At 60.5% G+C, this 23654-nt stretch carries 18 protein-coding genes and 1 rRNA gene; 11 read left to right on the top strand and 8 right to left on the bottom strand.

Annotated features, from left to right (window positions below; all coding sequences use genetic code 11):
* From rrf to IGW03_RS23255, 4 genes are all read left to right on the top strand, one after another.
* Nucleotides 1-100, top strand: a 5S ribosomal RNA gene (gene rrf, locus IGW03_RS39285); the annotation flags it as partial.
* A gap of 637 nt (nt 101-737) precedes the next feature.
* Entirely contained in the window at nt 738-1334 is a 597-nt protein-coding gene (locus IGW03_RS38255) for a hypothetical protein (protein ID WP_228535973.1), read from the top strand.
* 360 nt (nt 1335-1694) lie between these two features.
* Nucleotides 1695-4280 (top strand): bifunctional aconitate hydratase 2/2-methylisocitrate dehydratase, encoded by a 2586-nt coding sequence (locus IGW03_RS23260; protein ID WP_194724916.1) that lies wholly within the window; start codon nt 1695-1697, stop codon nt 4278-4280.
* A gap of 559 nt (nt 4281-4839) precedes the next feature.
* On the top strand, nt 4840-5523 hold the full coding sequence (locus IGW03_RS23255) for a hypothetical protein (RefSeq protein ID WP_194724915.1): 684 nt from the start codon (nt 4840-4842) through the stop codon (nt 5521-5523).
* 968 nt (nt 5524-6491) lie between these two features.
* Here the strand turns inward: IGW03_RS23255 and cynS are convergent.
* The 3 genes from cynS to IGW03_RS23240 all read right to left on the bottom strand — a co-directional run bounded on the left by cynS (nt 6492) and on the right by IGW03_RS23240 (nt 8288).
* Nucleotides 6492-6935 (bottom strand): cyanase, encoded by a 444-nt coding sequence (gene cynS, locus IGW03_RS23250; protein WP_194724914.1) that lies wholly within the window; start codon nt 6933-6935, stop codon nt 6492-6494.
* A gap of 310 nt (nt 6936-7245) precedes the next feature.
* Nucleotides 7246-7389 carry a hypothetical protein gene (locus IGW03_RS23245; protein ID WP_194724913.1) on the bottom strand — a complete coding sequence of 48 codons (144 nt, stop codon included), beginning with the start codon at nt 7387-7389 and terminating at the stop codon, nt 7246-7248.
* Nucleotides 7390-7406: 17 nt separating this feature from the next.
* Entirely contained in the window at nt 7407-8288 is an 882-nt protein-coding gene (locus IGW03_RS23240; RefSeq protein WP_228535971.1) for a glycosyltransferase family 4 protein, read from the bottom strand.
* 93 nt (nt 8289-8381) lie between these two features.
* On the opposite strand from IGW03_RS23240, the gene IGW03_RS23235 reads away from it, so the two are divergent.
* Entirely contained in the window at nt 8382-8753 is a 372-nt protein-coding gene (locus IGW03_RS23235) for a hypothetical protein (RefSeq protein ID WP_194724925.1), read from the top strand.
* A gap of 195 nt (nt 8754-8948) precedes the next feature.
* On the opposite strand, the gene IGW03_RS23230 is transcribed toward IGW03_RS23235, so the two are convergent.
* The 4 genes from IGW03_RS23230 to IGW03_RS23215 all read right to left on the bottom strand — a co-directional run bounded on the left by IGW03_RS23230 (nt 8949) and on the right by IGW03_RS23215 (nt 15266).
* Nucleotides 8949-11228, bottom strand: a complete 2280-nt coding sequence (locus IGW03_RS23230) for a GlcNAc-transferase family protein (RefSeq protein WP_194724912.1) — start codon at nt 11226-11228, stop codon at nt 8949-8951.
* Between the two features lie 150 nt (nt 11229-11378).
* Complete coding sequence (locus tag IGW03_RS23225) at nt 11379-13349, bottom strand: TRAP transporter large permease (RefSeq protein WP_194724911.1); 1971 nt, start codon at nt 13347-13349, stop codon at nt 11379-11381.
* Nucleotides 13346-13972, bottom strand: a complete 627-nt coding sequence (locus IGW03_RS23220) for a TRAP transporter small permease subunit (RefSeq protein ID WP_194724910.1) — start codon at nt 13970-13972, stop codon at nt 13346-13348. The genes IGW03_RS23225 and IGW03_RS23220 overlap by 4 nt, the downstream gene beginning before the upstream one ends.
* 145 nt (nt 13973-14117) lie before the next feature.
* Entirely contained in the window at nt 14118-15266 is a 1149-nt protein-coding gene (locus IGW03_RS23215; RefSeq protein ID WP_194724909.1) for a TRAP transporter substrate-binding protein, read from the bottom strand.
* Between the two features lie 428 nt (nt 15267-15694).
* Here IGW03_RS23215 and IGW03_RS23210 point away from each other — a divergent pair, with 428 nt between their 5' ends.
* The 3 genes from IGW03_RS23210 (at nt 15695) to IGW03_RS23200 (ending at nt 20297) form a co-directional block, all read left to right on the top strand.
* Complete coding sequence (locus IGW03_RS23210; protein WP_194724908.1) at nt 15695-17074, top strand: ethanolamine ammonia-lyase subunit EutB; 1380 nt, start codon at nt 15695-15697, stop codon at nt 17072-17074.
* Nucleotides 17071-17862, top strand: coding sequence for an ethanolamine ammonia-lyase subunit EutC (eutC, locus tag IGW03_RS23205; RefSeq protein ID WP_194724907.1), 792 nt, complete (start codon nt 17071-17073; stop codon nt 17860-17862). The genes IGW03_RS23210 and eutC overlap by 4 nt, the downstream gene beginning before the upstream one ends.
* Before the next feature lie 113 nt (nt 17863-17975).
* Entirely contained in the window at nt 17976-20297 is a 2322-nt protein-coding gene (locus tag IGW03_RS23200) for a hybrid sensor histidine kinase/response regulator (RefSeq protein ID WP_194724906.1), read from the top strand.
* 20 nt (nt 20298-20317) lie between these two features.
* Here the strand turns inward: IGW03_RS23200 and IGW03_RS23195 are convergent, their stop codons facing one another.
* Nucleotides 20318-21328, bottom strand: coding sequence for a zinc-dependent alcohol dehydrogenase family protein (locus IGW03_RS23195; protein WP_194724905.1), 1011 nt, complete (start codon nt 21326-21328; stop codon nt 20318-20320).
* A gap of 121 nt (nt 21329-21449) precedes the next feature.
* Between IGW03_RS23195 and IGW03_RS23190 the strand changes: the two genes are divergently transcribed.
* Genes IGW03_RS23190 through IGW03_RS23180 form a run of 3 tightly spaced genes read left to right on the top strand, consistent with a single transcriptional unit; the run spans nt 21450 to nt 23648 of the window.
* Nucleotides 21450-22373, top strand: a complete 924-nt coding sequence (locus IGW03_RS23190; protein WP_194724904.1) for a LysR family transcriptional regulator — start codon at nt 21450-21452, stop codon at nt 22371-22373.
* Between the two features lie 40 nt (nt 22374-22413).
* Nucleotides 22414-23274, top strand: coding sequence for a helix-turn-helix domain-containing protein (locus IGW03_RS23185; RefSeq protein ID WP_194724903.1), 861 nt, complete (start codon nt 22414-22416; stop codon nt 23272-23274).
* Nucleotides 23271-23648 (top strand): VOC family protein, encoded by a 378-nt coding sequence (locus IGW03_RS23180; protein WP_194724902.1) that lies wholly within the window; start codon nt 23271-23273, stop codon nt 23646-23648. Before IGW03_RS23185 ends, IGW03_RS23180 begins: the two co-directional genes overlap by 4 nt.
* Nucleotides 23649-23654: the final 6 nt, after the last annotated feature.

Genomic DNA, 23654 nt, shown 5'->3' with positions numbered 1-23654 from the left:
GCGAGTTGGTCCCACCCCTTCCCATCCCGAACAGGACCGTGAAACGACATCGCGCCGATGATAGTGCTGCAACCAGTGTGAAAGTAGGTAATCGTCAGGCTAGTTCTACCGCATCAGCCCTGCCTCCTCCCGGACGCAGGGCTGTTTGCTTTGCGCAATCGGAATTGCATGGAAACGCGAGTCCTCTTCAAACATCAGTCACCAATCTCAAAATGGCGGAAAGCCTGTCTATCTAAACGAAACGTTCAAAAGCCAAGCCTGCGAACATGAAATTTAAGTCTCATTGCCGGAAGCTTGGTAAGCGAGAGGCCGCAAGGCTAGCGCGTTTTCATCTTGACCCGCTCGTCGATCCCGTGCGAATCGCTTCCGGTAGTGCGTTGTGCGGGGATGCCGAGTCGTCCTTGCCATGGTCAGGGGTCCCGAGCTCGCCATGTCGCGCAGCCAAGCCTTGGCCGAATAGCAATTCGCCCCGGTCTCGCCTGAGCCAGTCAAGATGAAAACGCTCTAGTTAAATAAAAAGTCAATCTGCAAATTGATGCATGGAACTTGGTGAAAAAACAAACCACTCATCACCACGGTTTCTCTAGAGATTGCAATTCATGCTTACGTTTGACTCATCCTCATACACGGCGGCGCATATCGTTAACTCGCGCGGCCATTCCAATTTGGACGCCACCACGATTTACTGTTTCAAGAAGCGCAGGGGCGCCTCCAGCGAGTGTTCACATAACTGTCGGATGAACCAGACATGGCCTGCAAACCGACGGCACTCACATGCGCTAAAACTACGTCTCTTTTCTCATCTCGTGCTATTGATCTGCACGAGCACGACGTCATCCCCTGTGCATGCAACGATCTATAAGGCAGAAGATGCGATTAATCGCGTGACGATCTACAGCAACGTACCCATACGTCTTGCACCTGGAAAAGCAGAGGCACCAGAACTTATGCCTCCAATACCGCAGGCAACCTTAAAACCGGCCCAATCACCCACACCTGCGCCCATACCCAAATCAGCACCAGCATCAGCACCGACACCGACACCGACACCGACACCGACAGCGACAGCGAAAGTCGCCGAAGTGCCTCATCTCATCCCTAAGTCAAAAGTCGGCTTCAAATCTTCAGGTTCCATCGCAAGTGACTATCCACGCATTGCTCCGGCGGTACAGAAAGCTCGTGACAGTGAACGGCTTGCCATTCTCGCAAACGAATTGCAGTTGGAACAGGCCGGGCTTGCTGAGGCGCTGTCTCGCAAAGCCGCGACAGGGATCATTCAACGGTATACATCCAACATTGAGGCCTTGAAGCGTGAAATCGAATACACGAAATAATGAACCCCGGCTTGGTACCTCTCAGCTTGCAGGTCTTCCTTAGTTTTCCGTACTCTTGGTAAGAACCATCAAGGTGATTCCGGATGCCAAAAAAGCCAATGACGCGGTAAAAGACGGTAGACATTGCTTGTTTTCCGCTTTGAATCCCGTTGTATTGCCTGCGCTCGAACGGAAAAATTTTTCCTGGTCCAAGATTTCCGGCCCGTTTTGCGATAAACTCTTATGTCTTATAGAAGAGTTGTCCTGGCCGCAATACTAGACCGGGACCCTGTATTGCGAGTCGGGCATCAAGTCGGATCAAGCCGGCGCCGCAATCCGGATCTTCGCCTTTTGTTCAATCACGTAACCGAAGAGCGCCCCATGCTAGAAACCTACCGTCAACATGTCGCCGAACGCGCTGCGCTTGGCATTCCGCCGCTTCCCTTGTCCGCCAAGCAGACTGAAGAGCTGGTTGCGCTGCTGAAGAATCCCCCTGCCGGCGAAGAGCAGTTCCTGGTGGAGTTGATTACCTACCGCGTGCCGGCCGGTGTAGACGACGCTGCCAAGGTCAAGGCTGCATTCCTTAGCAAGCTGGCAAAGGGCGAAGAAACTTGTGCGCTGATTTCTCGCAAGGAAGCGACCCGTCTGCTGGGCACGATGCTGGGCGGCTTCAACATCAAGCCGCAGATCGATCTCCTGGGCGATGCAGAAGTGGGCGCTGTGGCTGCAGAAGGTCTGAAGACGACCTTGCTGATGTTCGATTACTTCCATGACGTCAAGGAACTGGCCGACAAGGGCAATGCAAACGCCAAGTCCGTACTGCAATCCTGGGCTGATGCCGAGTGGTTCACATCCCGTCCGGAAGTCCCGCAGAGCATGACGCTGACTGTGTTCAAGGTCTCCGGCGAAACCAATACCGACGATCTGTCGCCCGCACCGGATGCGACAACGCGTCCTGACATCCCGATGCACGCCCTGGCGATGCTCAAGAACCCGCGTGCAGGAATCGAGCCGGACGAGCCGGGCAAGATCGGTCCGATCAAGCAAATCGAAGCGCTCAAGGCAAAAGGCAATCTGGTCGCCTATGTCGGTGACGTGGTCGGCACCGGTTCGTCGCGCAAGTCGGCGACCAACTCCGTGCTGTGGTTCACCGGCGAAGACATCCCCTACATCCCCAACAAGCGTTTCGGCGGCGTCTGCCTCGGCAGCAAAATCGCTCCGATCTTCTACAACACCATGGAAGATGCCGGTGCGCTGCCGATCGAACTCGACGTCAACAAGATGGAAATGGGCGACGTCATCGAACTGCGTCCGTATGAAGGCAAGGCCCTGAAGAACGGCGAAGTCATCGCCGAATTCAAGGTGAAGTCCGATGTGATCTTCGACGAAGTACGCGCCGGCGGCCGCATTCCCCTGATCATCGGCCGCGGCCTGACCGCCAAGGCACGCGAAGCGCTCGGCCTGGCACCGTCCACCCTGTTCCGCCTGCCGCAGAACCCGGTCGATTCCGGCAAGGGCTTCTCGCTCGCACAGAAGATGGTCGGCCGCGCCTGCGGTCTGCCGGAAGGCACCGGCATTCGTCCGGGCACCTACTGCGAACCGAAGATGACCACGGTCGGCTCCCAGGACACCACAGGTCCGATGACACGCGACGAGTTGAAGGACCTGGCTTGCCTCGGCTTCTCCGCCGACCTCGTGATGCAGTCCTTCTGCCACACCGCTGCCTATCCGAAGCTGGTGGACGTCAAGACTCATCGCGAACTGCCGACCTTCATCGAGAACCGCGGCGGCGTGGCGCTGCGCCCGGGCGACGGCGTGATCCACTCCTGGTTGAACCGCCTGCTGTTGCCCGATACCGTCGGCACCGGCGGCGACTCGCACACCCGCTTCCCGATCGGCATCTCCTTCCCGGCAGGTTCCGGCCTGGTGGCATTCGCTGCCGCCACCGGCGTCATGCCGCTCGACATGCCGGAATCGGTGCTGGTTCGTTTCAAGGGCCAGATGCAGCCGGGCGTCACCCTGCGTGACCTCGTCAATGCGATCCCGCTGTATGCAATCCGCCAGGGACTGCTGACCGTCGAGAAGAAGGGCAAGAAGAACATCTTCTCCGGCCGCATTCTTGAGATCGAAGGCCTGCCGCAGCTGAAGGTCGAACAGGCGTTCGAGCTGTCCGACGCATCCGCAGAGCGTTCCGCCGCAGGCTGCACCGTCCACCTCGACAAGGAACCGATCATCGAGTACATGAACTCGAACATCACCCTGATGAAGTGGATGATTGCCAACGGTTACCAGGACAAGCGCACGCTCGAGCGCCGCATCAAGTCGATGGAAGCCTGGCTGGCCAACCCGCAGCTGCTTAAGGGCGACGCGGATGCCGAGTACGCCGCTGTCATCGAGATCGACCTGGCAGATATCCACGAGCCTATCGTGGCCTGCCCGAACGATCCGGACGACGTGAAGACCCTGTCCGAAGTCGCCGGCGACAAGATCGATGAAGTCTTCGTCGGTTCCTGCATGACCAATATCGGCCACTTCCGCGCAGCGTCCAAGCTGCTCGAAGGCAAGACCGATATTCCGGTACGCCTGTGGATTGCTCCGCCCACCAAGATGGACCAGCAGGTGCTGACCGAGGAAGGCCACTACGGCACGCTCGGCCGTACCGGAGCCCGCATGGAAATGCCGGGCTGCTCGCTGTGCATGGGCAACCAAGCTCAGGTGCGCAAGGGTGCCACCGTCATGTCGACGTCGACTCGCAACTTCCCGAACCGCCTCGGTCTCGACACGCGCGTCTACCTTGGCTCGGCTGAACTGGCTGCGGTCTGCTCGGCACTCGGCAAGATCCCAACCAAGGCGGAGTACATGGAGCACACCGGCGTCATCGATAAGAATGCCGCCAACATCTACCGCTACATGAACTTCGACAAACTGAAGGAATTCAGCGACGTCGCGGATTCCGTCAAGGTGTAATGCAGACGGTCATGCGCTTGTGACCGGATTCGGTCCTACCAGTGCAGGATGACGCATACAATACGAACAAAGGCCCGCAGAGTGCGGGCCTTTGTTTTTTAGCGATGATCAAATATTCATGTAAAACATAATTTCTCCATGCATGAGGGCTTGAACACGTTCGCCCTGTGACTGCGATTCCCACTGGTTTTTCCATGAAGGAATCGCTGTCGCTCATGATGTTGATGCCAAGTGCTTCATAAACCAACCTCTTGATGGGCGCTTGGTAGACCCGAACGATCTTACATCAGCTGTCTAAACCCCATTAGAAGCTCGAAGGCATTTAAAGATCCATCCGATGCCTCGTCAAGAGTCTTTATCAATGCCCCATCATTGGCCAGCAGTCTCTTCGCAGCGTTTACTTCCTCTACCGTAAGGCTTCCTCGGGCTTCCGGATATTTATCCCAAGAGCCATTCGCTATCTGCTCTAAATCATCACGAGTAAAAACGGAACTGTGTATTTGAGACTTCGTTATCAACTCTCTCAGCGCTCGCCCTTCTCCTAGTGTCCAGCCTTGCAGTGGCTCAGGCGACTGCGACGGCTTCGACGGATCAGGCGACTGCGACGGCTTCGACGATTCAGGCGGCTGCGACGGCTTCGACGATTCAGGCGGCTGCGACGGCTTCGACGGATCAGGCGACTGCGACGGCTTCGACGGTTCAGGCGGCTGCGACGGCTTCGACGATTCAGGCGGCTGCGACGGCTTCGACGGTTCAGGCGGCTGCGACGGTTTCGACGGTTCAGGCGGCTGCGACGGTTTCGACGATTCAGGCGGCTGCGACGGCTTCGACGGTTCAGGCGGCTGCGACGGCTTCGACGGATCAGGCGACTGCGACGGCTTCGACGGATCAGGCGACTGCGACGGCTTCGATGGTTCAGGCGGCTGCGACGGTTTCGACGATTCAGGCGGCTGCGGCGGCTTCGACGATTCAGGCGGCTGCGACGGCTTCGACGGTTCAGGCGGCTGCGACGGCTTCGACGGATCAGGCGACTGCGACGGCTTCGACGGTTCAGGTGGCTGCGACGGTTTCGACGGTTCAGGCGGCTGCGACGGTTTCGACGGTTCAGGCGGCTGCGACGGTTTCGACGGTTCAGGCGGCTGCGGCGGCTTCGCCGGTTCAGGCGGCTGCGGTGGCTTCGACGAATCAGGCGGCTCTGCACCATGAGTCGATCCCGACGACGGAGGATTCTGTGCGTGGGTGATCCGTGGAGGGTCCTTGAAAGGGTTCTGCACGACGGCGGTGTTTGGAGGGTCCTTGAAATGGTCCTGTGCGTGGGTGATCTTTGGAGGATCCAAAATATCTCCATCATCAGGTTTATTCTTTTCCGCATCCTTGTCAGGCGCATGCTTGGGGGACTCTCCCTCATTACCTGCCTTATGTTGGAGATGCTGCGTCCCGCTGAAGTTACCGCTCACCTTTCCCATCTAATCCTCTCCTTCTTGTAAACAATCTATTCCGTTATTGAAAATGACTTACTTCCTGGAGCGGCCCCGCATTATCTGCATGCACAGGTACGGTACACAGCCTGCCCATGCATTCCCTTGAACGCAGATGGCGTAGCGTTCATTGAGGATGCCACTTATGATTAAGTGGGCTTGCCCGATTTTGCGGTTCCTTGCGCTCTGGCATTTTTCCAATGCCGGAATCGCTTGTACATGCTCGGAAAAATGAGAGATAGCCGAGTTTGGAAACATATTGCGCGGCTAGATGAAGGCACTGCGATGCTCGGAGCAGCTCGCATATGCGCGGCCTTTGCATCAGGCTTAAGTCAATCGTTGAAGGAAAACAACTGGCCGCCTTCTGGAGGCAATAGGGCATGGATCTTGGTAATACCAATCCCAAGTCATGACATGCCGTGAGCTCGCGTCTTTTTCCGCCTGTCGGCGTTGTGCTCGTCATCCATAGCCCCGCTATGGATTCCTGATCTGCAAACTCGGCCTTGCCAGGCTAAAAATCCATCGATCTCATCTGGCACGTTCTACCTTGGGATTGGTATAAGCGGGGGAACTTCTACACCGGTCGATCTTCGGTCAACGCATCCAGTGCGGTACGGACGCAATGCCGACATGCGAGGCAGAAAACACGGTTCTCGCCTGACTGCTTCCGCTCTCGAACGCCCAAATGTCAAAGACCCGCAGAAATGCGGGCCTTCGCTTTCGGTTGTGCGGATCAGTAGCTCTTGTAAGGCAGGAATTTGCCGCTCAGGACAACCTGTACGCGGTCGCCTTTCGGATCGGCTTCCCGCTGGATGTCCATGGAAAAGTCGATCGCACTCATGATGCCGTCGCCGAATTCCTCATGAATCAATTCCTTGATAGTCGCACCGTAGACATTGACGATTTCATACCAGCGATAGATCAGCGGATCGGTCGGCACCGCGGTGGGTAACGAGCCCTTGTAGGGAACGATCTGCAGCCATGCGGTCTCCTCATCCGTCAGCCCGAACAACTCCTTCGCAACAGCTGCCTGCTTTGCGTCAAGCGTCATCTGGCCAAGCATGGCGGCGGTTGTCCATTCCTTGCTCTGGCCGATTTTTTCGGCGATATCGGCCCAGCGCATTTTCTTGGCGACTTTTGCGGAAATGATTTTCTTGGTGACGTCGTGGCGATCCATCGTGGCTCCTGGATTGAACTATAAGGAAAAGAGTGCGCTACCTTCAATGTGTTGCGAAACAGGTCGAGCGAAGGGGGAGAAGGTTCAGCTGCACGGCCTCAGGCACGACTGGAGCATGGCATTCACTTCAGTCATGTTCGAGGCCGTGCCTATGAACGGTCTTGCCGGATAACAGCAATCAGCATGCCTGCTTCGGCATGGGATTCCGGGCCGAATGCGCACCCGCGCGATGCAGCATGACGCACCGGCCAGGTGCAGGAGAGGCCGCCCGCACTATTTCAATGAGGTGAAAAGCGTGTTCGACCCGAACTCAATGCTCTACCAGGGTGAGCAGTGCAGTCTCCAGTTTTTCACAAGCCAGGTCGATCAGGCAGGCGGTACAGAACACCAGGATCGTAAGGTCGGCAGCAAGGTCCAGAATCAGCATCACACCGGCATCTCTCATCGTTTGCATGGCGGTTTCCTTTGCCGTTATTTTCCGGTTGTCTGCATCACCGCGCGAGGCGCGCCCTGCGCATGCCGGCATGCAGCAATCAGGCCGTCGACAGCATCGCGATAGGTATAAGCGCGAACCAAGCTGGAAGATGCTTCGGAAAAGCGCCGGTAAGTCACAGGATTACTCAGCAACGCCACGGCCTTTGCGGCCCACGCATCGACATCGAGGTCGCAGACAAAGCCATTCTGCTGATCCCGCACCAATTCGCCCGCTACTCCGGCATTCGGTGAAACAATCACCGGGAGTCCGGCAGCGCAAGCTTCATTGGCCACCACGCCCCAGGGATCCCAAAGCGTGGGGAACAGAAAAATGCGTGCCGATCGATAGAGCGACGGCAGTTGCGTCTGTGCGGCGAAACCATGAAACCCGGCATCGATCCACTGGGCGTTCGCAGCCGCGTGGGCTCTGAGCGCATTGTCCATGCTACCGGCGCCGGCAAACAGAATGCCGAGCTTCCGGCCCAGCTTCTTGCTCGCGGAGACAGCCACATCTATGGCGAACAAGGGGTTCTTTACCTCCTCCAGCCTGCCGGAAAAGATGAAGTCGTAGCGCTTTTCACCCGGTGGTGCGTCGGACATGTTCGCGTCAAACGCGCTGTTGTCGGCACACAGGCAGGACTTGAACATGTCGCTTGCAGCAATGCCATACTGGCCGAACAGCCGAAGACCTCCTTCGCTCGCCGCGACATAGGCCTGCGAGCGGGAGTAGACGATGCGGCGGACGGCCCGGTGCACGATGCCAAGGCTCTTTTCAGATGCATCCGTCCCGTCCGTCATCGCCACGTGCGCACAGCGCGCCAACGCTGCATAGGCAAAGGCATACAGATGGGTGGGATTGAATCCGTCGGTCACCACCATGTCTGGCGCATAGCGCCTCAGCACACTGACCACGTCCGGGTTGTTATGAATGTATCGCCCGTTGCGTGTAACGATGCGCTCATTCAGGAATGCATGCGGAAATTCCAGCGACGGCAGATCCCACAGGCGATTCGGCTCGCGCCTGCAGCAGAATATCACCAGAAATTCGACGCCGGGTTCTTGGGCGGCCAGCTTGAAAACGGGAATGCGGTAAGGCGGCGGTTCGTTGGAAACCAGGGCGATTCTCATGCCAAACCTCCCTTGCAAGTAAGCGAACGGAAGAATGCGTGCAGCTTGGTCGATGCTTCATCAATGGGCGAAATGGGCAAGCTGGACGGCTGTTTCTCCAAGTTGCATAAACGATGCCAGCATGAGAAGCAGGCAAATCCTGCCGGAACACAGGAGAGGAATTGGATCTGGATCAAGCGGCGCACCACCAGGCGTCAATCGGAGGCACCAGAATGAATCATGCAGCTGCCTCAAGAGCATCCCGATCAGGCATCGAATGCGCGTCCATCATCCAATGTCTTTTCCCAAGCAGACGGCGGCTGCGGGCCCCGGCGCGGCTCGCAACAGCCAATCTGTGCGGCGAACGGATTCGATGCGGGCGCGCATGTATGTATTCGACTGAGCAGGCGAAGCAGGAACTCGCATCCGTACTCAAATCTGTGTGTCCGGCACCGGAACCTGCTCGCGCGGATTGACGGTGCGCTGACGGTAGTCGATCCCGCTGTACGCCGAAAAGTCATCCAGGCTGCGCACGCTGCCGAGTCCGTAAGCCCCCTTGACTGAGTTCGTATAGAGCAGCTGGCACATCCGGCGCTTCGACGCGTCCTCCAGCTTCCACCAGACCGTCTGCCGGGACTCGTTGTCCTTGTCATCCCAATGCCTGGGGGTGTCTCCCTCAACGCGTTCGGGTTTCTTGTAAAGGTGGTAAAGAGGGATCACGCGCGGGTGGTACATGTCCCAGCCGTGGGTATAAGCTCGTATCGTGAGGTTCTGTTCCTCGCCATGGAAATACAGGTGAGGATCGTAAGGAACTTCGTCGATAAAGCTGCCGAGGGTAAAAAGAAAATTGCCGCTCAACTCAAAGGCGTAATAATGCGCAGTCATTGGCTGGGCAACTGGGTGAAACAGCATCACCGGCGAGTCTTCCGTCAGCGTCGAGTTCGGTACCGGGCGCAGTGCCAGCGTGCCCTGCGAATTGATCTTGCGTACCGCCTGCCCGTCTTCGATTTCAAATGCCCACGGGTAGCAGGAGAGGATGCTTCTCGGATTGTTCTCGGAAAGCTCTTCAAGCTGGGTCTTCAGAATGCGGTCCCAGCCGCGGTCGAAGATCGTGTGCGAGTCGATCTGAAGAAGATAATCCTCATTGTCATACAGGCCGAATGCAATTGACCGGGCCCAGCATGCGCCCCTGCTGTCGCGCGGCTTGATGTTCACATAGCGGATATGCTGCGCGAATGACAGGCGGGCAAGGTCATCGCCGGCGTCGGCATCGTTTTGATCAACGATGCCGAAGCGCAGGAGATCCGGGCGCTCGGCATTGTTCACGCATTCCTTCACCGTGGTCCACAGGAGCGGGTCGCGGTAGGACGCAATGCTGACGAAGATCGTCCTTTCCGTTGCGGACGTGTCCGTGACCAAGGGTCCAAGATAGTCGGAGAATGTCGTTCCGGAATTTTCATCGTACTTCCGAAGGAGCGGCAGCGCGGCATCGACAACCTCGATGTACGAAGCCAGTATTCGCTTCTCCTGAAGCCGCAGGGCGGTAATGCTGTGCTGGAGGGAACCCGATGCATGCTCCTCAAGCAGTCGTTCATCCTCCTGAATGGAGGAGCCGAAGCCCTGAAGCTGGTGCTGGCAGGCCGCACGCAAGGTTTGCATTGCAAGAAGTTCGCTGTCGCGGCAGATGGGGCGTGTCCTCCCGCCGGCGATGAATTCTTTCAACGCCTCGCCAACGCGCGCTTCGCCGTCCGCGGTATTGACGATCAGACAGGAGCTTGTGCGCAGGTAAGCCAGCAATTGGCGCGCCGAGGCATCATCATGATCGCTTGAAATCCTGAATACCCGTTTTCCGTCACGCAGGTTTCCGAACAGCTCATTTGCATGCTGGTCCGGCCATCCGGCGGCTGATTCCGGCAGAACGAGATCGGTCTTCCGGTTCGATTCGCCGTCGTACAGGGCAGCCAGCGGCGCAAGGGCTTCGTTGCGGGCCCATGCGCTATAGGCCAGCGGCAGCCGCGTGCCCATCTGGACGGCGCGCTGCGCGCGCAGAACGAACTCCTGCGGCGCATTTTCCCATCGTGCGCAGGCGTTGGCGTCATGGCTGAACATGGCCGGTACCGGCAGCAGGGCCAGGACCTGTCCCTGTGCCGTGTCGATCGGCTGGGCATGCGCCATGACGGTGCTGCGCGCACGCAGATAGTCGTCGAGCGTACCGGCTCCGCCGTCGGGCAGAATCGCGGACAGACGCGCATATTCCGATGAAAACTGCGCACGGCAAGCGTGCAGCGCCGGCACAACGTACGATCCGCGCAGCATGTCCAGTTCATGGGCGGGCAGGAATAGTGGATCTCTCGTCAGTCCCTGCCACATGCTTGGGTAATGGAGACTTCCGTCGCCACGCCCGGCTTCAAGCAGGAACACCGCCAGCAAGACTTCCTGTGCGAAAGGCTCGCCGCTTTCGAGCAAGCGGCGCACCGGCGGCGATGCGGCGGCGGCATCGGAAGTGAGTAGCATGCATTTGGAGACGCGGGCGATTATCTCGCCCGCTGGGATATCGCGTTTTGCAACCACGCAGGGGCTCCTTCCCCTGAAGTCCGGCTCTAGCGCCGACGACGCATCCTGCGTTTTGCCAGAAGGCGCATCAATGGCGACGGCCATGTCCTGCCCGGCGGAGGCAATGTCTGGTTGGAGAGATACCGAAGTGTTGTCCATGCATGTTCCTCGATTAGATTTGCCATTAGGCACTTCTAATCTGTGGAACTTGCCCCTGTGAGGGTTCCATCGCGAGACGCGGGAAACAGCGTGCGGTGGGGGGGTGCGGCTGGCAGGTGAGTGCTTGCCAGCCGCATGCCTGTCAGGCGCTTACTTGTACAGCAACTCCGGCAGCCACAGGCCGATTGCCGGGAAGGTATACAGCAGGATCAGGGCGAAGATCTGTATCGCCATGAACGGCAGCATGCCGAGGAAGATCTGGTTCAGCGTCACATGCGGCGGCGACACGCCCTTCAGGTAGAAAGCTGCCATTGCCACCGGCGGCGACAGGAAGGCTGTCTGCAGATTCAATGCCACCAGCAGTCCGAAGAACAGCGGGTCGATATTGAAATGTCCCAGCAGCGGAATGAAGATCGGCATGAAGATCACGATGATCTCCGTCCATTCCAGCGGCCAGCCCAGCAGGAAGATGACCACCTGCGCCAGGATCATGAACTGCAGCGGCGTCAGATCCATCGACAGCACCCAGCTGTTGATGATTTCCTGTCCGCCCAGGAGCGCGAACGCCGCCGAGAAGATGCTGGAACCGACGAACAGCCAGCACACCATCGCGCTGGTCTTGGCCGTCAGATACACCGATTCCCTGAGCACGCCGAAGTTCAGCCTGCGGTAGGCTGCCGCCAGCAGCAGGCCGCCCATGGAGCCCATCGCCGCGGCCTCGGTCGGCGTAGCCAGGCCGAACACGATCGCGCCGAGCACGGCAAGAATCAGCAGTGCGAGCGGGAAGAACGAGGCGAGCAGCATCTTGAAGACTTCAAGCCGGGCAAAGCTGAGAAACGCATAGAAGATTGCCAGTGCCGCCAGTCCGATGGCAAAGGCGATCCAGTAACCGGACGGTGCCTTGCTGTCTTGCGTCTCTTCCGCGGACGCCGCCGCTGGTGTATTGGCCGGTGCAGCCTCCTTCGCTACCGGTGCCTCGCTGACACCTGCAGGGGACTGCGCTTTCGGTTCGCCTTCCTGCGGCGGTTCGGCAAGCCCGCCTTCCACCGGCGGCTCCGCAAGTCCTCCCTCGACCGGGGGCTCGGCAAGTCCGCCGTCGCTGCCCATGTCGGAGCCGGTGTCGTTGTGGCCGGTGCCCATTTCAATGAGCTCGGTATCGGCGGCTGCCTTCTTTTGCGTGACCACCTGATAGCTGAACCCCATGATCGCGGCGAACGCCAGCGCCGGCAGCAGCGCGATGAACAGCTGCGACAGGATGACGCGCGTCGGGACCCCGGCGTTGGAGCGTCCCTTCAATGCCGTCACCAGGCCGCCGAAGGCATTGCTGCGACCGGTGCGGCCGATTGCCGGCACATGGCTCGGCACGGGGATCAGCCTGTCCTGTTCCGGCAGCGGAGGCGCCCATTGCGGCTTGATCTTGGCAATGACGATCACATAGCCGACATACAGCAGCGCCAGCATGATGCCCGGGAAGAAGGCGCCGGCATACAGCTTGACCACCGAGACGCCTGCCGTCGCACCATAGACGATCAGCAATACCGACGGCGGAATCAGGATGCCGAGGCAGCCGCCCGCCGTGATGGCGCCGGCAGCCAGCTTGACGTTGTAGCCGGCCTTGAGCATCGCCGGCATCGCAAGCAGCCCCATCAGCGTCACCACCGCGCCCACGATGCCGGTGGCGGTGGCGAAAATGGCGCAGGTCACCACGGTCGCGACCGCCAGCGAACCCGGCACTCTCGCCATTGCCAGATGCAGGCTCTTGAACAGCCTGTCGATCAGGTTGGCGCGTTCCACCAGATAGCCCATGAACACGAACAGCGGCACCGATATCAGCACATCGTTGGCCATGACCGCATAGGCGCGCTGCACCATCAGGTCGAGCGTCTGCTGTACCGCAAGGTCCGGGTTGACATTGCGGTAGGCAAACCAGGTGAACACGACGCCCATGCCCATCAGCGTAAACGCCGTGGGAAAGCCGAGCATGATGGCAATCACGATCAGCGCCAGCATCAGCAGGCCGAGATGGCCGTTGGTCATGTCCGACGGCGCCGGCATCAGGACAAAGATGCCGACCACGATCATGGCCATGATCGATAGTCCAAACCAGACTTCCTTTCTCATTTGCGTCCTCCCTGCTGGTTCGTCACGATCTTGTCGAGGCCTGCGATCTCTTCGTCGCTGACATTGACCATTTCCTTGAGCTTGTCGACGTCCACTTCTTCCACGTCTTCCTCGCGCGAGGGCCAGTCGCCCATCTGCAGGCACTGGACGCAGCGCACGATTTCCACCAGGCCCTGGAAAAGCAGGAAGATGCCGGCAATCGGTATCACTGTCTTGAAGGGATACAGCGGCGGCCCGTTGGCCGTGATATTCGAGGTTTCGTTGATGGCCCAGGATTCCTCGGCATAGGTATAACCGGCCCAGACCAGCGCCACGACACCGGGAATGAAGAAGACGAAATACAGCACCAGATCGAGTCCGGCCTGCAGCCGCGGCGGGAAGAAGCCGTAGAGCACGTCGCCGCGCACATGGCCGTTCTTGGCCAGGGTATAGGCGCCGGCCATCATGAAGACGGTACCGTACATCATGATCATCAGGTCGAAAGCCCAGGGGTTGGGGCGATTGAGCACATAACGCGAGAAGACTTCCCACGATATCTGTATTGTGAGCACCAGGATGAGCCAGGAGAATGCATGGCCGATCCATGTGCTTATCCTGTCGATGGTGAGCAGGAGTTTTTGCATGTCGAAGCTCCAATGAAGAAAACGCTGCCGCTTCGCGAGGGCGGCATTTCAGTTCGCCCTTCCGGCATGAGCGCGCGCCGGCACCATCCGCATGAGCGAACGGTGCCGGACTGGCGCATTGCCGCAATACAGGGCTACAAGAGGCTTAGCTCTTGGTTGGCGTGGTCTTCTTGCCGAAGTAGTGGTTGAAGGCCATGCGGCGCGGATTGTTGGTATCCATGTCCCATTTCACCGCGCGCTCGGCGAAGGTGCGCATCGATTTCTCGACTTCCTGGAACAGCGGATTGCCTTCGCGCTTCTTGGCAATGACTTCATCCCATACCTTCAGCTGCTCCTGCAGGAAGGCGTCGGGCGTCTTGTAGAACTTGACGTTGTCCTTGGTCTGCAGTGCGATGTAGTCCTGGGAATAGCGGTCTACCGCCTTCCACGACATGTCCGAGGAAGCGGCTTCGACCGCATTGTCGATGATCGCCTTGAGCTTGGCCGGCAGGGCGTTGTACTTGGTCTTGTTGAAGGTGATCTCGAACTGCTCGGAGCTTTGATGGAAGCTTTGCAGCATGCAGACCTTGGAGACATCCGGGAAGCCCAGCACCCGGTCCGACGAGGCGTTGTTGAACTCCGCGCCGTCGAGCAGGCCGCGGTCGAGCGCGGGCACGATCTCGCCGCCCGGCAGGGCATTGACCGCCGCGCCCATCGACGTGAAGAGGTCGATCGCCAGTCCGTTGGTGCGGTATTTCAATCCCTTGAAGTCTTCGCGCTTGGTCACCGGTTTCTTGAACCATCCCAGTGGCTGGGTCGGCATCGGGCCGGTCAGGAAGGACACGACGTTGGCGCCGATCGAGTCGTAGAGCTTGGCGAGCAGTTCCTTGCCACCGCCGTATTTGTGCCATGCCAGCACCATGTTGGCATCCATGCCGTAGGCCGGGCCCGAGGTCCACAATGCGATCGCCGCCTGCTTGCCGTAGTTGTAGCCCATCACGCCATGGCCGCCGTCGAGCGTCCCCTTGGACACGGCATCGAGCAGGCCGAAGGCCGGCACGACAGCGCCTGCAGGGAGTACCTCGATCTTGAGTTCGCCACCCGTCATGTCGTTGACCTTCTTGGCGAAGTCATTGGCATATTCGTGGAAGATATCCTTGCTTGGCCATGTGCTCTGGAAGCGGAACTGGGTGGGCGTCTGCGCGGTGGCGATCATGGGCATGGCTACCGCGGTCGTGCCCGCTGCAGCCTTGCCGAAAAAACGCCGACGTGAATTTGCCTGTGCTGCTTTTTCTGTCTTTTTACCGTTCTTCATGTTGTCTCCTCATTATTGGCGTGTCGAAACTTGTCTGTGGCGGTGTGTTTAGTACTTGTAGTAATGCACATGGACAAGCACGCCAAGATTGCGCCGCCTGCATGAATAGTCAAGCCGCATTGCAACATGAAAAAACGGATAGAATTTCCGGCTTCGCGCTTTTTCCTGGCTTGCACCTGCTCATTTGCCCTTGAGTGCCTCCATTTGTGCATCCGTTTCGTACTTTTTCACAATGCGGCTGGGCGAAACTTTCGTTCTGCCTTAGATCAACATCCCTGCGCAGCATCCATCCCAGAATGTTTCCAGGCAGAGCCCGCCGTGGCGCATATCGGTTTGTGCGACGCAGCATCCCTGCCAGCGCTGGATGATGCAGCTGCATGCAAGCAGCCACGCCGTCAATCTCATGAATACCCTTTCGGGAAGTGGACATGGCTTACCGCACCGGCATAGGCGCCGTCACCTACACGTTTGCCGATCTCGCCACGCTGCTGGCCAAGGCGAGTCCGGCGCGTTCCGGCGACCATCTTGCCGCACTGGCCGCGCAGTCTGACGAAGAAAGAATGGCGGCAAGGATGGCCCTGTCCGAGCTGCCGCTGCGGGCATTTCTTCAGGAAGCCCTGGTTCCCTATGAAAGCGATGAGGTGACGCGCCTGATCATCGACAGCCATGACAGCGCGGCATTTGCACCCGTCGCTCACCTGACGGTCGGCGAGTTCCGCGACTGGCTGCTGCATGAGACCACCGATGCCGGCACGCTGGCTGCCTGCGCGCCGGGCATCACGCCGGAGATGGCGGCTGCCGTCAGCAAGCTCATGCGCAATCAGGATCTGATCCTGGCGGCGCGCAAGTGTCATGTCGTGATCCGCTTTCGCACCACCATCGGCCTGCCCGGCCACCTCGCCGTGCGGCTGCAGCCCAACCATCCGACCGATGACCTGCAGGGCATCGGCGCCAGCATCCTGGATGGATTGATGTACGGAGCCGGCGATGCCGTGGTCGGCATCAATCCGGCAAGCGATGCGCTGGCGACGATGATGAATCTCTGGCGCATGATGGACGAGCTTCGCAGCCGCTTCCATATCCCGATGCAAAGCTGCGTGCTCACCCATGTCACCACCCAGATCAAGGCCATCGAGCAGGGCGCGCCGCTCGATCTGGTATTCCAGTCGGTGGCCGGCACCGAGAAGGCCAATGCCGGCTTCGGCATATCGCTGGCGCTGCTGCGCGAAGCGCGCGAGGCCGCATTGTCATTGAAGCGCGGTACGCTGGGCGACAACGTAATGTATCTGGAAACCGGCCAGGGCAGCGCCTTGTCCGCCGGCGCCCACCATGGCGTCGACCAGCAGACCTGCGAAGCGCGCGCCTATGCGGTGGCGCGCGAACTCAAGCCGCTGCTCACCAATAGCGTGGTCGGCTTCATCGGCCCCGAATACCTGTACGACGGCAAGCAGATCATCCGCGCCGGGCTGGAGGATCATTTCTGCGGCAAGCTGCTGGGGGTGCCGATGGGCTGCGACATCTGCTATACCAATCATGCCGAAGCGGACCAGGACGACATGGATACGCTGCTCACGCTGCTTGGCGCCGCCGGCGTGAACTTCATCATGGGCGTGCCGGGCGCGGACGACATCATGCTCAACTACCAGAGCACATCGTTTCACGACGCGCTGTATCTGCGGGAGGTGCTCGGGCTCAAGCGCGCGCCGGAATTCGAGGCCTGGCTGCAAGGTATCGGCATCACCGATGCGGCGGGCCGGCTGCGCGCGGTGGACGCACGGCATCCGCTGCTGCAGGGGAGCCTGGCATGACCAAGCCATCCGACCCGCTGATCCGCCGCGATCCCTGGCAGGCTTTGCGTTCCAGGACGCCGGCGCGCATTGCGCTTGGCCGCGCCGGCGGCAGCCTGCCCAGCGCAGAAGTGCTGCGGTTCGGACTGGCCCATGCGCAGGCGCGCGACGCGGTGCACTGCGCGCTCGACGAGGACGCGTTGGCGTGCGAACTGGGCGCGGCGGGCTTCCTGCATTACCGCGCGCGCAGCATGGCTTCCGACCGCGGCACCTATCTGAAGCGTCCGGACCTGGGGCGGCGCCTCAATGAGGACGACCGGCTTGCGCTGGAAAGTGCGCCGCCGGCGGCGGAACTTGCGATCGTCATTGCCGACGGCTTGTCGGCCATTGCGGTTCAGCGCCATGCCTTGCCGCTGCTGCAGGCGCTGCGCAGGCGCTTCGCCGCCGACTGGGCGCAGACACCCGTGGTCATCGCAAGGCAGGGGCGGGTTGCGCTCGGCGACGACATCGGCGAGGCGTTCCGCGCAACACTGGTCGCGGTGCTGATCGGCGAGCGTCCCGGCTTAAGCTCCCCCGACAGCCTCGGCGTCTATCTCACCTACGCACCCCGCCGCGGACGGATGGACAGCGAGCGCAATTGCCTTTCCAACATCCGTCCCGAGGGTCTCGGGTACGACGCCGCCGCCCACAAGCTGGCTTTTCTTCTGCAGGCAGCGCTGCGCCTGCGTCTCACCGGGATAAGCTTGAAGGAGGATGCGGCAACCGCTGTATTGCCAGAAGCACACCAGCTGGATGGCCGTGACGAGTAGAGATAGCCAGGTCTACCAGTCTTCCGAATGCCGCCGGGGCGTCATTGCTATACTTTGGCGGTTTCATGCACCTGCTCTGCACTGGTGCAATCAATCAAACCGGCATGGATCTTATGGCGCAATCGCAAGAAGAAACCGTGGGCGAGTCACCGGAAAAGGCATTCGGTCCCGAATACCGGTTCCAGGCGCTGTTCGATCAGACGCCCACCAGCATACAACTGCTGGACGCCAGCGGCAGGACGATCCAGGTAAACAAGGCCTGGGAGGCGCTCTGGGAAATACCGAACCGGCCGGGCTTGAAGGAGTTCGTGCTGGGCACGGAATACAACGTGCTGACCGACCCGCAGCTTCGTGCAAACGGCATCACCCCCTGCCTCGAGCGCGCATTTGCCGGCGAATCGGTGAAGCTCCCGGCGATTTATTACAACCCGGTCGAAATGGGAGAATTCGGCCGCCCGCGATGGGTCACCGCCGTGGCGCATCCATTGAAGGATTCGCGGGGACGCGTTCAGGAAGTCATCCTGATGCACGAGGACATCACCGAGCAGGTCGAGTCGCAGCGCATGCTGCGCGCGAGCGAGGAAAGATTCCGCTCGCTGGTGATGGCCACCAGCATCATGGTCTGGACGACGACCGCAGAAGGCCTGGCGATCGAAGACTCGCCGTCCTGGCGCGCCTTTACCGGCCAGAGCGCCGAACAGTGGCTCAACAGCGGCTGGCTTGATGCCGTGCATCCGGACGACCGCGCGCATGCGGCGAAGGTGTTCCGGGAAAGCATAGGCAACAGGACCGTGTACGAAACCGAATACCGTCTGCGCCGCGCCGACGGCCGTTATTGCTGGACTTCGGCAAAGGCGGTGCCGGTGCTCAACGCCGATGGTTCGGTCAAGGAATGGATAGGCGCCAATACCGACATCTCGCCGCGCAAGCAGCAGGAAGAAGCGCTGCGCGAGAGTGAAGCGCGGTTCCGCACGATCACCGATGCCATGCCGCAGATGGTCTGGTCCACGCGGGGCGATGGCTACCACGAGTACTACAACCAGCGATGGTACGACTTCACCGGCGTGCCGGTCGGCTCCACCGACGGCGAGGACTGGGAAAACGTTGTGCACCCCGAAGACCAGGACGCCACCTGGCAGGTATGGGAGCACAGCCTCAAGACCGGCGAACCCTACGAAGTGCGATACCGCCTGCGCCATCGCTCCGGGCAGTACCGCTGGGCGCTGGGGCGCGCCTTGCCGGTACGGGACGAGGCCGGAAAAATCATTCGCTGGATGGGAACCTGCACCGACATTCACGACCAGAAGCTGGCCGAGGATGCACTGCGCGAAGCAGACCGCCTCAAGGACGAGTTTCTTGCCATGCTCGCCCATGAGCTGCGCAATCCCCTGGCGCCGATCAGCGCCGCCGCCGAACTGATGGAAATGGCGCAGCTCGATCCCGCGCACATCCGGCGCACCAGCCAAGTGATCAACCGCCAGGTGCGGCACATGACGAGCCTGGTGGACGATCTGCTCGACGTATCGCGCGTTACGCGCGGTCTGGTCAACATCGAGAGAAAGCCGCTGGACCTCAAGCTCGTCGTTTCCGGCGCGACCGAACAGGTGATGCCGCTCGTGACCGCGAAGGGGCATCAGCTGTCCGTCGACCTGCCTGACAAGCCGGTCCACGTACTGGGAGACCAGAAGCGGCTGGTGCAGGTGCTGACCAACCTGCTCAACAATGCGGCGAAATACACGCCCGCAAACGGCATGCTCCATCTCGGCATGACCTTGAGCGAGGGACGGATTTCCCTGCACGTCAGGGATAACGGCATCGGCATCACGCCGGATCTGCAGTCGCGGATTTTCGAACTGTTCACGCAGGCCCAGCGCAGTCCCGACCGTGCCCAGGGCGGGCTGGGAATCGGCCTGGCGCTGGTGAAGAGCCTGGTGGAACTGCATGGCGGAGACGTCCGCTGCAGCAGCGCCGGCCTGGGCAAGGGCAGCGAATTCATCGTGACGCTGCCGAGCGCCGCAAGCGAGTGGGAGGCAGCGGAGGAGCATCGCGATTTCCCACCGGATCTTTCCGCGAGGCGGCTCAGGATACTGATCGTCGACGACAACGCCGATGCCGCGGCGATGCTGTCCATGTACCTGAAGGCTTCCGGCCACGAAGTGCAGGTGGAACATGTCTCCGGCAAGGCGCTGGAGCGCGCCCGCAGCGAGCATTTCGACGTCTGCGTTCTGGACATCGGCCTGCCGGAGATCGACGGCTATGCACTGGCGCAGCTCCTGAAGGCGGAGGAGGGCACTTCCGGCGCCAGGCTGATCGCCATTACCGGCTACGGGCAGGAGCAGGACAGGCAGAAAGCCCTGCTGGCCGGCTTCGATCATCATCTGGTCAAGCCGGTGGATACCGCAACGCTGGCCCGGGTGCTGGCAGGGTTTGCGTAAGCTCCGCCTGCCGAACGCCTTCAGGCGAGCATCACCAATACCTTGCCGAAAGCCGTACCGGACGCCATGCGTTCATAGGCGGCGCGGGCATCGTGCAATGCGAAGCGGCTGTCGATGACCGGTACCGCGCCGCTGGCTTCGAAGGCGCGGTTCATCGCTTCGAACTGGCTGCCCGAGCCGACGGTATGGCCGAGCAGCTGAGCGCGCTTGCCGATGAAGACTTCTCGCAGGTCGATATCGAAGCGCGCTCCGGTCACATAGCCGACCACGGCGATGCGGCCGCCGGTGCGCAGGCTGCGCACCGACTGCGGCAAGGTTTTTTCGCCGCCGGTTTCCACCACTACGTCCGCACCTCGGCCCCTGGTGATTTCCATGACCTGTTCGCTCCAGCAGGGATGCTCCCGGTAGTTGATGCCATGCGCCGCGCCGTGCAGGCGCGCCTGCTCCAGCCGGCTGTCGCTTGACGATACAACGATGGTTTCGGCGCCGAACATGCGCGCGATCTGCAGCGCAGCGAGCGACACGCCGCCGGTACCGATCAGCAGCACCGTCTGGCCCGGCAGCACTCGCGCTTCGGTCAGTGCCGACCAGGCGGTGAGCGCGGCAACGGGCAGCGCCGCGGCTTCTGCCGCGAGATGTCGGGGTGCATGAACAGCGGAAAGTGCGGGGATGATCATGAATTCCTGCAGCACGCCGTCGATGGTGCCGCCGAGCTGGCGGCTGAAGTAGCCGGCCTCAAACGGTCCGCTCCGCCAGTCGGGAAAGAACTGGGGATTGACGCGGTCGCCGGCCCGAAAGCCGTTCACTCCCTTGCCGGTCTCGCGAACGATCCCCACCGCATCGGACATCGGTACCAGCGGCAGGCTGACAGGCATGCCGTATCTTCCCTGGGCAATTTCGATATCGCGGTAGTTCAGCGCTGCCGCTTCGATCTGCACCAGCAGTTCGCCCTCGCCGGGCGCCGGCGGCATGTTGCGGTCGACGTGATGCAGACCGTCGCGGGAAAAGGAAACGAGTTCAATGGCTTTCATGGCAGCTCCGGAGCAAATGGGATGGTGAAGTACGAGTACGGATGGCGCTCATTATTGGCTTCGCTGCATCGGGATACAATCCATGGAATGCGCTACACATTGTTTCCTGAGGTTGACAATCATGACTGACCGCCTGCCCGAGCAAATGGCCTGCATCGCAGTATTCGCGCGCGTAGCCGAGCTGAGAAGTTTTTCCGCTGCCGCACGTGCGCTGGGCACGACGAAGTCTGCCGTCAGCAAGCAGGTTGCCCGCCTCGAGCAGCTGATGAACGCACAGCTGCTGCGCCGCACGACCCGCAGCGTAAGCCTGACGGACGCAGGCGAGCTGGTCTATGAACGCGCACTGCATGCGATTGCCCTGTGCCGCGATGCCGAGGCAAGGGTCGGCGAACTCGGTGCGCAGGCGGTCGGCCTGCTCCGGGTCAGCGCGCCGCTGACCTTCGGCCAGCGATGCATCGGGCCGCTGGTGCAGGAATATCTGAAGCTGCAGCCGGGCGTGCAGGTGCAGCTGGTGCTGCTCGACCGTGAGGTCGATCTTGCCGAAGAAGGCTTCGATGTTGCAATACGCCTGAACCGGGTGCTCCCCAACGACGTCATCGCAAGAGAACTGGTCCCCATCCGCTACCTGCTATGCGCTGCAGCCGGGAGCATTGCCCCGCGCAGCCTGCCCAAGCTGCCGAAAGACCTGACCGGTTTCAATTGCCTGCGCTATGGGGAAGGGGAAACAAGCCGGCGCTGGCGTTTTCGCCGCGGTGCCGAAACACAGAGCGTCGAGGTATCGGGCAACATGCTGGTGAATAACAGCGAGGCATTGCGACGCGCAATGCTCGATGGCGCAGGCATCGCACTATTGCCGGATTTCGTGGTGGAGGACGACTTGAAAAGCCGGCGCGCAGTGGAGCTGCTGCCGAAGTGGAAACCGGAGCCGCTCTTCGGCGACAAGGCGTATGCGATCTGGCTGCCGGACCGCCGCATGCTGCCGAAGACGAGAACCTTTCTGGATTTCCTGTCCTCAAGCTTGCCGGCACAAGTCAAGTCGCGTTAGAGTCCGTCACGGCACGCGCCCGTCATCAGCCAGGACTTCGATGGTTCCGACAAGCTCTCCAATCGTCGCTTTATCCGCAGAGACATCGGTACGCTGCGCGTTGCCGGCCGCGCCGCTGCGCACCTGGATCGACCATTACTGGCTGAGTCTCGACAACGACTCTCCCGCCCATGCGATCTTGCCCGATGGCGCGATCGACCTTGTGGTCCGGCAAGGACCTGAGAGCGATTCGGACTGGACAGTCCGGGTCTACGGCACGACGACATCGTCCCTGAGCATCGCTCTCGAGCAGGGCGCGCATTATGCCGGCGTCCGATTCAAGCCGGGACAGGGCCGCCATTTTCTGAAGGCGGCGGCAAGGGAACTGACCGACCGCTGCGAATCGGCCACCGGCCTGCTTCCTTTCTGTCTTGACCGCGTCGCCTGGCATGTCGGCAGCGCGGATATCTTTGCCAGTTTCGACGCCGTTCTGCTGGCGCATGCGGCCTCGGTACAGCCTTTGCCGGCAAGAATCGATTCCGCTGTTGCCCTGATTGCGGCATCGCGCGGCATGTTGAGTATCGAGGACGCGGCCGATGCCTTCGGCACCGGGCGGCGCCAGTTCGAACGCGTGTTCCTCGACACCGTCGGCATCGCACCCAAGCTGTTTTCCTCGATCGTCAGGTTCCATTGCGCCGGACGCCTGATCCGGCAAGCGCCAGCGGCGCGCATGACGCTGGCCGACATCGCCCACGCCTGCGGCTATGCCGACCAGAGCCACATGAACCGCGACTTCCGCCGTCTGGCCGGCATGGCGCCGTCGGCATTCGTGCGCGGGAATGTCGCATTTGTTCAAGACGCCGCTGCACCGCCTCCCGACAATACGCCTGCATGTTCAACTCATCCGGGAGAATGGAAATGAAATTGTGGTGCGGCGTGGTGACGGAAAAGGTCGCGGAATCGAAAGACTTCTATGTGCGCCTGTTCGGCTGCGAAGTGATCTACGAGGGCGAGGGCGGTTGGGTTGCACTGCTGCAGGTCGGCCACAGCGAAATCGGCTTCATGAAGCCGGGGCTGGAATCGCAGGCCAGGGTATTCCGCCCGGCGTTCCAGGGGCAGGGCATGTGGATCGCGGTCGACGTCGCGGATGCGCAGGCCGAGTATGAGCGCATCAGGAAAATGGGCGTGCCGATCGAAGTCGAGCTGCGCGACGAGCCATGGGGCGACCGTCATTTCGTGGTGGTCGATCCCAACGGCATCGGCGTCGACGTGGTGCAGCGGCTGCTGCAGACGTGATCTGCA

The organism is Noviherbaspirillum malthae, from assembly GCF_015352985.1.
Classification (GTDB): Bacteria; Pseudomonadota; Gammaproteobacteria; order Burkholderiales; family Burkholderiaceae_D; genus Noviherbaspirillum; species Noviherbaspirillum malthae.
The sequence above is the reverse complement of the archived record's forward strand: the minus strand, read 5'-3'. Positions and strand labels throughout refer to the sequence as shown.